Annotated in this window: 10 protein-coding genes; 3 read left to right on the top strand and 7 right to left on the bottom strand. The window is 40.4% G+C overall.

The genetic code is table 11. The features are described 5' to 3' along the window. Window positions 1–294 precede the first annotated feature (294 nt). Window positions 295–1,380, top strand: coding sequence for a 4-hydroxyphenylpyruvate dioxygenase (gene hppD, locus IM319_RS04790; RefSeq protein WP_287734832.1), 1,086 nt, complete (start codon window positions 295–297; stop codon window positions 1,378–1,380). 31 nt (window positions 1,381–1,411) lie between these two features. On the opposite strand, the gene IM319_RS04785 is transcribed toward hppD, so the two are convergent. Both IM319_RS04785 and IM319_RS04780 read right to left on the bottom strand, forming a co-directional pair. Next, complete coding sequence (locus IM319_RS04785) at window positions 1,412–1,948, bottom strand: retropepsin-like aspartic protease family protein (protein WP_287734830.1); 537 nt, start codon at window positions 1,946–1,948, stop codon at window positions 1,412–1,414. 94 nt (window positions 1,949–2,042) lie between these two features. Continuing rightward, a complete protein-coding gene (locus IM319_RS04780) occupies window positions 2,043–2,384 on the bottom strand; it encodes a histidine triad nucleotide-binding protein (protein ID WP_286825301.1) in 342 nt (113 codons plus the stop codon). Between the two features lie 180 nt (window positions 2,385–2,564). Here IM319_RS04780 and IM319_RS04775 point away from each other — a divergent pair, with 180 nt between their 5' ends. Continuing rightward, window positions 2,565–4,091 (top strand): YifB family Mg chelatase-like AAA ATPase, encoded by a 1,527-nt coding sequence (locus IM319_RS04775; protein ID WP_286825302.1) that lies wholly within the window; start codon window positions 2,565–2,567, stop codon window positions 4,089–4,091. 370 nt (window positions 4,092–4,461) lie between these two features. Here IM319_RS04775 and IM319_RS04770 read toward each other — a convergent pair whose 3' ends face one another. Next, window positions 4,462–5,763: a hypothetical protein gene (locus IM319_RS04770; protein ID WP_287734828.1), complete on the bottom strand. Its 1,302-nt coding sequence runs from the start codon at window positions 5,761–5,763 to the stop codon at window positions 4,462–4,464. A gap of 197 nt (window positions 5,764–5,960) precedes the next feature. Here IM319_RS04770 and IM319_RS04765 point away from each other — a divergent pair, with 197 nt between their 5' ends. After that, the gene (locus IM319_RS04765; RefSeq protein ID WP_002743840.1) at window positions 5,961–6,389 is read left to right on the top strand and encodes a hypothetical protein; all 429 of its coding nucleotides are present in this window, start codon (window positions 5,961–5,963) and stop codon (window positions 6,387–6,389) included. 74 nt (window positions 6,390–6,463) lie between these two features. On the opposite strand, the gene IM319_RS04760 is transcribed toward IM319_RS04765, so the two are convergent. The 4 genes from IM319_RS04760 to IM319_RS04745 form a co-directional block, all read right to left on the bottom strand. Beyond that, on the bottom strand, window positions 6,464–7,030 hold the full coding sequence (locus tag IM319_RS04760) for a hypothetical protein (RefSeq protein WP_287734826.1): 567 nt from the start codon (window positions 7,028–7,030) through the stop codon (window positions 6,464–6,466). Next, entirely contained in the window at window positions 7,030–8,418 is a 1,389-nt protein-coding gene (locus tag IM319_RS04755) for an AAA family ATPase (protein ID WP_287734824.1), read from the bottom strand. Before IM319_RS04755 ends, IM319_RS04760 begins: the two co-directional genes overlap by 1 nt. Window positions 8,419–8,522: 104 nt before the next feature. Further along, window positions 8,523–9,107, bottom strand: coding sequence for a pseudouridine synthase (locus IM319_RS04750; protein ID WP_287734822.1), 585 nt, complete (start codon window positions 9,105–9,107; stop codon window positions 8,523–8,525). Between the two features lie 257 nt (window positions 9,108–9,364). Continuing rightward, window positions 9,365–10,153: an ABC transporter permease gene (locus IM319_RS04745; protein ID WP_286825307.1), complete on the bottom strand. Its 789-nt coding sequence runs from the start codon at window positions 10,151–10,153 to the stop codon at window positions 9,365–9,367. Window positions 10,154–10,505: the final 352 nt, after the last annotated feature.

The following is a 10,505-nucleotide window of genomic DNA, read 5'->3' as shown; positions in this document are numbered from 1 at the left end:
TATCAGTTATCAGTTATCAGTTATCAGTTATCAGTTATCAGTTATCAGTTATCAGTTATCAGTTATCAGATGTAAGTTTTAAGTTAATTAGTTAGTTAGTTAGTTAGTTATCTTTATCTTTATACCTGTTTACTGTTTACTGCTCACTGTTTACTGTTTACTGCTCACTGTTTACTGCTCACTGTTTACTGCTCACTGTTTACTGTTTACTGCTCACTGTTTACTGTTGACTGTTGACTGTTGACTGTTGACTGTTTACTGCTCACTGAAAAACCCCCTTTTTTGACTTTATCTATGTTTATTGATCATATTCATTTTTATGTAGAATCGGCCAAAAAATGGCGAGATTGGTTTGTGCGGGTGATGGATTTTCAGACGATCGCAAGTTTAGTTAATCTCCACACGCACACGGAAATAGTTGGCAATGGCATCCAAAAAGATAAAACTAAACAGATTATTTTTATCTTATCTTCTCCCTTAAATTCCTTTAGTCCCGTGGCGGAATTTTTAAGTAAATATCCTGAAGGGGTGGCGGATGTAGCTTTTCAAGTGGAGGATTTAGATAGTTTAGCTAGGAGAATTAAACAGGACATTTTTATTGAGGAAACTGTTTTGGCTAGGGGTAAGATAAAAAGCTGTCAAATCTCTAGCATTGCTAATCTCAAACATACGTTAATTGAAAGACAGGGAATCACGCCAATTTTAGCCGATCCTAATCTAATTGAGTATGATAGTAAGGAACAATATAATCAGGATATTCTGGCAATTGATCATTTAGTTTTAAATGTTTTTCAGGGGAATTTAGAGTTAACAGCCAATTGGTATGAGAAAAATTTAGGCTTTAAAAAAAGGCAAACTTTTACTATTAAAACGGAGCGTTCTGGTCTTTATTCTCAGGTACTTGTTCACCCCAAAACTGAATTAAAATTACCGATTAATGAGCCAGATAGTAACAGTTCTCAAATTCAAGAATTTTTAGATATTAATCAAAAATCTGGCATTCAACACATTGCTTTAAAAACAGCAAATATTTTAAAATTAACTCAACAATTAAAAGAAAGAAAAGTAGATTTTTTGTCAGTTCCCAATAGTTATTATCAACAAATTAACCATCAAAAAAAAGATTTTAATATTGCTGATTGGGAATGGTCAGAAATTAAAAAACAGGAAATTCTCATCGATTTTGAACAAAATAGTCATTCCCTCCCAGAAAAGCCGACTTTACTGCAAATTTTTACTAAACCAATTTTTTCCCAGCCGACTTTCTTTTTTGAATTAATCGAGCGCCGTCATGCCGCTAGAGGTTTTGGAGAAGGCAACTTCCGGGCCTTATTTGAAGCGATCGAACGGGAACAAATAGAGAGAGAAACTTTAGATTAGAGTCAGAAAAGCGATCATTTTTCCCGTCAGACTATGAACGATAACGTAATTCGATCACATCTTTTTTGATCGTGACATCATAGGAACCAAAAAAAGTTTGTCCCAAGAGTCCTAACCCTTCCATTTGGGGAGAAATACCAACAATCTGATTAGATAAAACCACCTCGCCAACTTTAACAGAATTAATGCGACCAAGATAAACCTTAACGACACCGCCAGCGGTATGAACAAGTACTTCCCTTTCCCGTTTGACTTTCATCGCTTTCGCCATGGCATCGGTAAGGACGATGCCACTAGCTCCCGTATCAAAAAGCATTTCATAATAGTGACGGTTATTAAAAACCACCATCACCGTGGGAATGCCGCTAACCCGGCGTTGAATCGGTAGCTGATAAACTTGCGGGGAATTTTTCCTATTTCTAGATGAACCGCCACAGAGACGGCTAAGATCTATGTGTTGTCCATCTGCTCTTTGGAGAAAGCATTCCGATTGAGCGAGAGTCGTAGGGGTGAAGGGAAATAGCAGCAGGGTGCTGGCCAATGCGATCGCAGAAATAGACTTATTCATCAGGAGCAAAAGGTAACTAAATCGAGAAGACAGACTCGGAAAAGAAGGCTTCTAGCTCTATAATTCCGCAAAAATGCGGGAAAACAACGGGAGTTTAACCCGGAGGCCAGGCCATTGGGCGATCGCCTAAGAGATGGACATGAAGATGATCGACGGTTTGACCTCCCTGTTCCCCATTATTAATCACCACTCGATAACCTTGACTTAATTTAGCTTCGGCGGCCACCTTTTTAACAGTTAGTAACAAATGTCCCAATAGCTCTTGATCGCTGTCGCTGGCTTCCTCTAGTTTCGGAATCGGTTTTTTGGGGATAATGAGGATATGGGTGGGTGCTTGGGGATTAACATCTCGAAAAGCGAGGACCAGATCATCTTCATAGACGATCGAGGCAGGAATTTCTTTACGGATAATTTTGCTAAAAATAGTCTCGCTCATAGACAAATTACTTTTTTTTCAACTATACCATTAAGCTCTCAGCTTTTCTGGTGAGGTTATCCCGATAAATACGGTTATTTTCAGGGTAAATTCCCAGATAAAATCATTTTTATGCGGAAAACTAGCCTAACATCCTGTTTCATTTTCCTAAGAACTCACTTTATTTTTACTTGAGCCAAAATGTTAGCAAGGGTTTGGAGTGCGGCAATTATCGGCATCGATGCCATTAAAATCGGGGTAGAGGTGGATGTATCGGGGGGATTACCCGGAATTGCCGTGGTGGGTTTACCCGATACCGCAGTGCAGGAGTCGAAAGAAAGGGTAAAAGCTTCCCTAAAAAATGCTGGATTTGCCTTTCCCATCCGCAAAATTGTCATCAATTTAAGTCCCGCCGATATCCGCAAAGAGGGGCCAATTTATGATTTACCGATTAGTATCGGCATTTTAGGGGCTTCCGAACAGGTAGAAGCCGGTTTATTGGGGGATTTTCTCTTTTTAGGCGAATTATCCCTCGATGGTAGTTTGCGTCCCGTGGCGGGGGTTTTACCCATTGCTGCCGCCGCCGAAAAAATGGGGATCAAGGGTTTAGTGGTTCCCGCCGATAATGCCAAAGAAGCGGCCGTGGTTAAAGGCTTACAAGTGTATGGGTTTCGTCATCTATCGGAAGTGGTAAATTTCTTAAATGAACCCGATCGCTATTCACCGATGACTTTTAACGCTGCCGAGGAATTTGGGCGATCGCAGGTAAATCTCCCCGATCTCAAGGATGTCAAAGGCCAAGCAATTGGCCGTCGGGCCCTGGAAATTGCCGCAGCTGGGGGTCATAACCTAATTTTTGTCGGGCCGCCGGGCAGCGGTAAAACCATGTTAGCGCGACGTTTACCCGGAATTCTGCCGCAGTTAACCTTTGCCGAATCCCTAGAAGTCTCCCAGATTCATTCCGTCGCCGGATTACTGAAAGATCGAGGTTCCCTGGTGCGCGAGCGTCCTTTTCGCAGTCCCCATCACTCCGCTTCCGGGGCAGCGCTGGTGGGAGGTGGCACTTATCCCCGACCGGGAGAAATCTCTCTTTCCCACCGTGGTATTTTATTTTTGGACGAATTAACGGAATTTAAGCGCAGTGTCTTGGAATATCTCCGACAACCCCTAGAGGATGGTTATGTGAGCATTTCTCGCACTCGTCTTTCCGTCGCTTTTCCGGCGCGTTTTACCCTAGTGGCCAGTACTAATCCCTGTCCCTGTGGTTATTACGGCGATTCGGTGCAACCCTGCAGCTGTTCACCGCGACAACGGGAACAGTATTGGGCGAAATTATCGGGACCGCTTTTAGACCGTATTGACCTACAAGTGACGGTAAATCGCCTGAAACCGGAAGAAATGACCCAAGAGAGTCGGGGAGAAGCTTCTGAGCAAGTGCGGCAACGGGTAGAAAGGGCCAGACAAAAGGCCAGCGATCGCTTTCAGAATACGGGGATTCGCTCTAATGCGGAGATGAATTCCGAGCATTTGCGGGGTTTTTGCGCTCTTGATCATAGCAGTCGCCATATTTTAGAAGGGGCAATCCGAAAATTGGGTTTATCGGCCCGAGCAATGGATCGCATTCTCAAAGTTGCCCGCACCATTGCCGATTTAGGAGATAGTGAAATGCTGAAAAGTTCCCACGTTGCCGAAGCAATTCAGTATCGCACTCTCGATCGTTTAAGTTAAGTAGGTAGGTGTTAAAAATTGTCAGAAACTCTCGGCTAACATTTGGCATTACTTCCGATTTTATCACTCAATCCAAGCCTTTGGGGGGTTCTACCCCCCAAACCCCCCGTTGGGGTCGTGGCGCCGCCCCCAAACCCCGGAGCGCATTAGTTTTTCGGTGGGATGCTTACAGGCAGCTGCTGACACATTTGTCATCATTTAAGAGTCATTGATAATTGCTGATTGTGGGTATTTCTGCAAATGTGAGATGCACCGGGCAGAATCTATCTTCAATTGAATTATAACTACTTACTTAAAGAGCATTTTTTCTGGTCGGGGCGAATTGCCTTCGCCCTCTTTTTAGTAAACTTACTGGTGGGGATTTGAGCGATTAATCGGGCGATTCTAAGCGTTTTTGCCATTCTCGATCGATTTTATCGGAGCGCTCGATCTCTTGTTCGAGATAGTCTTGATCGGTAGAATAACTAATATCAGCATCTGTAATCACTTTTTGGTCAGCGAATTGACGAGAGTAGGCAAGTTTTTGCTCTAATTCAGGATTACTTTGTGCTAATAAATCTGCTCTTTTTTCTCGCTGTTGATTGCGTTGATTAACCCGCTCATTTCTCCACTGCAAAAAGAAATAACGACCGAGGGGAATCCCCAAAAAAGCAGCGGCATAACTGAGGAGAAAACCGTAGATCCCTGTGACTATCGACCCCAGAGAACCGCTCAAATCGACACTATCACTGTTGAGCAAAAATCCTAAAACTAAAGCGAGGATAAAGTTAACCCCCCCTAAACCTAAAGCTAAGATAATTTGACCACTATCCGCTTCGCTAAACTTCCAGCTTTTTTCTCTTAGATAGGGTGACAATGCTTGTACTTTTCTCTCTTTGGTTGTCACCTGTAGATCGGGAAAATAATAGATAATATCGCCTCGATCGGACACTTGCGGCAACCCATTAAAGCGAGTTAAAACTGGCAGAACATAGTCTTCTGTCTCCTCATGACTAGCGGTAATACTATCGAGATAGGGGGCAATTTGTGGAGCAATAATCGAGCCACGATTATTTTTAATTACTTGACCGATAGTTTGCCAGCGTCTCTCCTCTAAATTAAAATTAGGATCGCCATCGCCAAAAAGAAAAGAAAAAACTGACTCCAGAAAATTCATCTTACTAGCGGGTTTTTCTGCCTTAACTTCCCTATCTCTTCTTTCGTAGTAGTTATTACCAAAATCGGGATAAAAAATCCAGAAAAAGTCCGTGGGAAAGAAGTTAATATTAATTTTGCTATTTCCCGAATTGTTATCCGAGTCACTATCTTTGAACATTAAGCCTATCAGGATGGCCAGAATAGCCAGCAAGAGGATTAAAATCGAAATAATTAAAACAATGCCAAAGGAAATGCGAATAACATAAAAAACTACTTGCCAGATTTTACTACCGAAAGCTTTTAACTTTAATTGCCAATATTTATTCAGAAGAATTGAGCGAAAATTTTCGGGAAAAAGATAGATAATCTCCCCCGTATCTGCTACCTGTAAATGTCCCCCCGCTTCCGCAGCTAAAGCTAATAATCCCTGTTGTGCAGCGTTAATCTCTAAACCCGATTTTGCCGCCACATCACCCACCGTAACCCGATAGCCTAATTTTTCGATCGATTGTAATAGAGACTCTTGGGGATTCATAGAAAATACTGTTCCTGTCGATTATCCTATTTTCTAGTTTAGTTTTGATTTTGTCTTTTTGGCTGCGCTATCTTGATTGACAGGTGCGGCATTTTGGACTCGATCGAGAAAATATCGTTATAATTGGTGCAATAGTCGCAAAAAGCAGGGCTAAACTGTATAAATAGTTACTTTATAAGCAATTATCAGAGGTGAGCATGAATGCGTCGGAACAGGCAAAAGGATTAGAATTAACGGCAAAGATCGCCACACTCGTCAACCTGTTTAAACAACAATTCCCCGATGCAAAGGCAGATCTGAAACCTTGGCGCAATGATCCCCACACAAGGGAGTTAACAGATCCCGACTCGATCGATATCGCTTTCCATTTTCCCGGTTGGAGTCCCAGAATTCAAGGGCGCAGTATTCTGGTACAAATTCGTTTTCATCTCGATAGCGAGGATCAGCATCAGCGTTTGATTGGCTTAGAAATGCAGGCTTTTAACCATCAAGGAACCGCTTGGCGACTATCTACGGTGGAAAATTGGCAATTAGTCGGCAATTATCAACCCTCTCCCAAAGTGGCTGATAAGTTAAAATATTTCAGTCGGCAGGTGTTTGAAGTTTTTAAAAATGAGCATCGATAAGGCTCTTTCGGCACTCTCGGCAAAAGATCGTTATTCGATCGAGATTAAATCGTTCATAATGTCAAGCTATAGGACTAAATTAATTCTTGAAAGTGCTTGGCTTTAGCGGAAATTTTTAACATTTTTTCTGGTTGATCATGAATCTCACTTTTTTGAGAAAATTTAGGGCTGCTGGTGGTTGTTTTAGAAATACTGATATTTTTAATACTAACAAAGCGATATTGATAGTCCCGAAGAAAATCGGGTTGATTCCCAAATAAGCGTCCGATTTCACGACAATAGGAGACAAAGCATTTGGCTCCTTTTAATTGTTTAATTATCGATGAATTATCATCTCTGCTTTTCTTCATTTCCAAACAAAGGATAACTTTTTCAGAAGTGGTATTAGCGATAATTATAAAATCTGCACGCTTACACTCACCTTTACTACCAGTAAAAATTTTGCGGACATCAAAAAACTCATCTAGCTTGATCACAATAACCTCATCGGGTTTCGGCATTCCATTAACCACAAACGAATAGTTATCTTGAGTTTCTGTCAGTTTCAGTAAATAGCTATCTCGTTTGTATTTTTTTTGATATTCCAAATCTATTATCGCACAATCCTTAATCATTTCTTTGAGCATAGCAATATCAGACATTACTCCTCACCCCAAATAATAGCCGCTTGAATGCGATTCATATTTTCGATAGTAGTATCAAAACTGCGCGCTTCGATACCCATTTCTGGATCAATTTTAGCGGGGTTTAAAGTGTGTGATTTTGTCTTTCTTTTTTTTCCTTTTAACATCTCTAAAGCTTGTTCAGCAATATAGACTTTAACTTGATCGGCCGATAATAATTCCTCTTGTCTATAGCCTTCTTCCGCTGCAATTTGTTTCAGGTGTGGTTTTTCCTGGTTGAGCATAATTAATGTGTTGATTTCTTTGATAATATAATCACTGTGAGTAGTGATAAAAACTTTAATACCAATGTTAATCAGTCGAGCGAAAAGTTTAGCGATACGGCGTTGATTTTCTGGATGGAGATTTAATTCAGGTTCATCTACCATTAACAAATCTCCGATGCGAGCTTCGTGTCTTAAATAAAAGCCAATGTCTAAAAGAGAACGTACAGCACTAGAACTTTCATCCATCGATAGTCTAAGTTTTTTTCCTTTAGGAATGTAATAAAGTTCATCATTGCTAGTAATCATATATTGACCACCAATAATATCGGCAAAATCTTCTAAAATACTGGGATGATTTTCGGCAATAAAGCTAGTTTTTTTGACAATTGTTTCTATTTGTCTAGTAAAATCTACATTTTCTTTGACCGGGAGCGCATAATCCTGAGAAACATTAAATAACAGTTCTCTAGGATTAAAATTGCTATTTTTGCTAATTTCTTCCAGTAAACGATTACGAGCAAAATTTAACTCTTTGCGAAAAATTGCCGCTCCTGTCCTTTCTGCACTGGCAATAAATGGCCTGGGAAAAAACTGAGAGAAAATTATATCTTTGATACTGTTGTCAATGATCTCTTCAAGAACATTAACTAACAGATTTATATTAGATTTTTCTCTTAGCAATGTAATGGATAAATAGGGGTTATTTTCAGGTTTGCTAATCGAGATAGTTTCCCATTTAGCTGTGCTAATTGTCCTTTCATACCCATTTTCAAATTGAATATTGTCAAAATTTAATTCTATCTGAAAATCAACATTTTTAAACCTCTCCTCGTTGACCGCAAAAACTTCAGGTATTTGTCGAACATATCTTTGACAACCTGTAGTAAGAATACTTTCACACTGTTGAACATACTCCTGTAGATCGAGACTAATTACACCATCAGAAAGTAGTTGCTCAATTTTTTCTTTGAGGCCAAATCTTGGCCCCGTTAATAGTCTTCGCCAAGTGTCTAAAAAACCGAATAAAGCATAGGTAGCATAAGTTTTACCTGTATTATTACGACCACAGATAATTGTGAGGTCGCCTAAACTGAATTCTGCCTGTTTTAAAATGCCAAGATTTTTAATTTTAACTTTCATATTTGTCTTTCGGTTTAATATTCACAATTATAGATAATTGTGGATCATCTGAGCAAGTCCCAAACTATACATTCAATTTTGGTTATCAAGGTTACTTGCAAAAATTATAACCTTTCTAAGGTTTTTCTCTCTTTTTCAGTCACTTCTCGCCATTGACCGGGTTGTAATCCTGTTAAGCATAATTTATTGTTTTTGTCAATAGTAATGGCTGTTCTAATTAATCTTAAAGTGGGATAACCAACAGCTGCCGTCATCCTTCTTACCTGACGATTTCTCCCCTCAGTTAAGGTAATTTCTAACCAAGCGGTGGGGACAGATTTTCGATAACGAATCGGTGGCTCTCTGGGGGGTAAATCTGGTTCAAAATCTAGTAAATTAACTATGGCTGGTCGAGTGAGATAATCCTGAATAGGAAGACCTTGACGCAATTTTTCTAAAGCGTTTAGGTCAGGAATTCTTTCGACTTGTACCCAATAGGTACGCGGATGAGCAAATTGACGATGACCCAAACGATGCTGTAATTGACCGTTATCTGTGAGTAATAATAATCCCTCGCTGTCCCTATCTAAACGACCGACTGAATAGATATTGGGGATAGGAATATAATCTTTTAAAGTCGAGCGCCCATTTTCATCAGTAAACTGACATAATACCTCGTAGGGTTTATAAAAAAGGATATATTTATTCAAAGTAAAAAGTAGTCAGGAGATAGGAGTCAGGAGATAGGAGTCAGGATTACAGTAAACAGTGCAAAGAAAGCTCGGAACTTGCCACTTAATACTGTTCACCGAAAACTAAAATCTGATTACTGATTACTGATAACTGATCAGTGATCACTGATTACTGATCACTGATCACTGATTACTGATTACTGATTACTGATTACTGCTCACTGATTACTGATTACTGCTCACTGATTACTGATTACTGATCACTGATCACTGATTTAATCCCTTTGATGGGAGAATTGATAAGCACCGATGATCGAGAGAAGAATAGCGACGATTAATAAAATGGGGATAGCGAACCAAGGAAATTGATTGATATCGTAGGCTGCGGCTCTTAATCCCAGACTAGCATAGGTGAGGGGCAAGGAATAAACAATAATTTTTAATGGCCAGGGTAAGGTTTGGGGATCGAAAAAAGTTGCTCCTAAAAAAGACATCGGCACGATTATAAAGTTATTATACAGACCGACACTTTCGAGGGATGTAACTCGCAATCCGACAATTGCCCCTAAACTGGCAAAGACGGCACAATTTAAGATTAAAACTAATAAAAAGAGGGGATTGAGAAAACTGGCAAATTTTCCTGTAAACAAGATAGCAACGAGAATCACTGCTGCAGAAGTCATGACACCCCGCAAAATTCCCGCGAAAACTTTGCCTAAAAATAATGAGAGGGGATGGACGGGAAGTAATAATAATTCCTCGAAGGTTTTACTAAATAAGCGATCGCCACAGATCGAAAAGGTGGTTCCCCCGAAACTGATCGCCATTGAGGACAGGGCCACCATTCCGGGTAAGATAAATTCTAGATAAGAATCGCCGATCGAGGGTTTCATCGAGCGATCGAGGGCGCTTCCCAACCCCAACCCGAAACCAATAATATAGATTAGGGGAGAAACTAAACCTGTGGCTGCGATCTGAAGGACTCTAGCGCGTAAATCTAGCCATTCTCCCCAAAATACGGTTAAAGTGTCTGTTAATATCGTCTGAGCTTGAGCTAGTTTCACTGGTATTTTGGTTAATTAGTAAATATTATTTTAATAATATTTAACAATTGTCCCCTTTTTCAAGAGCGAGCTTTTCGGACTAGAAAAATGATCATCGAAAATTTTGGGTGGGAAACCCCGCCGTTCTAGGTTGGCTTTACGTTAGAATCAAAAAGACCGTCTCGAAAACCAAGTGGGCGGACAGCACCTTGAAAACTCGGCTTAGGGAGTTCCGTTCAGAAAAGCTTGTCCGGGTAAAAAGTCGCGCGCAACAAGTACAAGAAGCGTTTAGTCAGAACCGTACCGTGGGACACACGGAATCGGGCTTCTGAAAGTTCGCGAAAGTCTGTGGACTTTGTGTAAGACAGTACAT

Source organism: Microcystis sp. M113S1, assembly GCF_020246945.1.
Classification (GTDB): domain Bacteria; phylum Cyanobacteriota; class Cyanobacteriia; order Cyanobacteriales; family Microcystaceae; genus Microcystis.
This window is presented reverse-complemented; position numbering and strand designations above follow the sequence as displayed.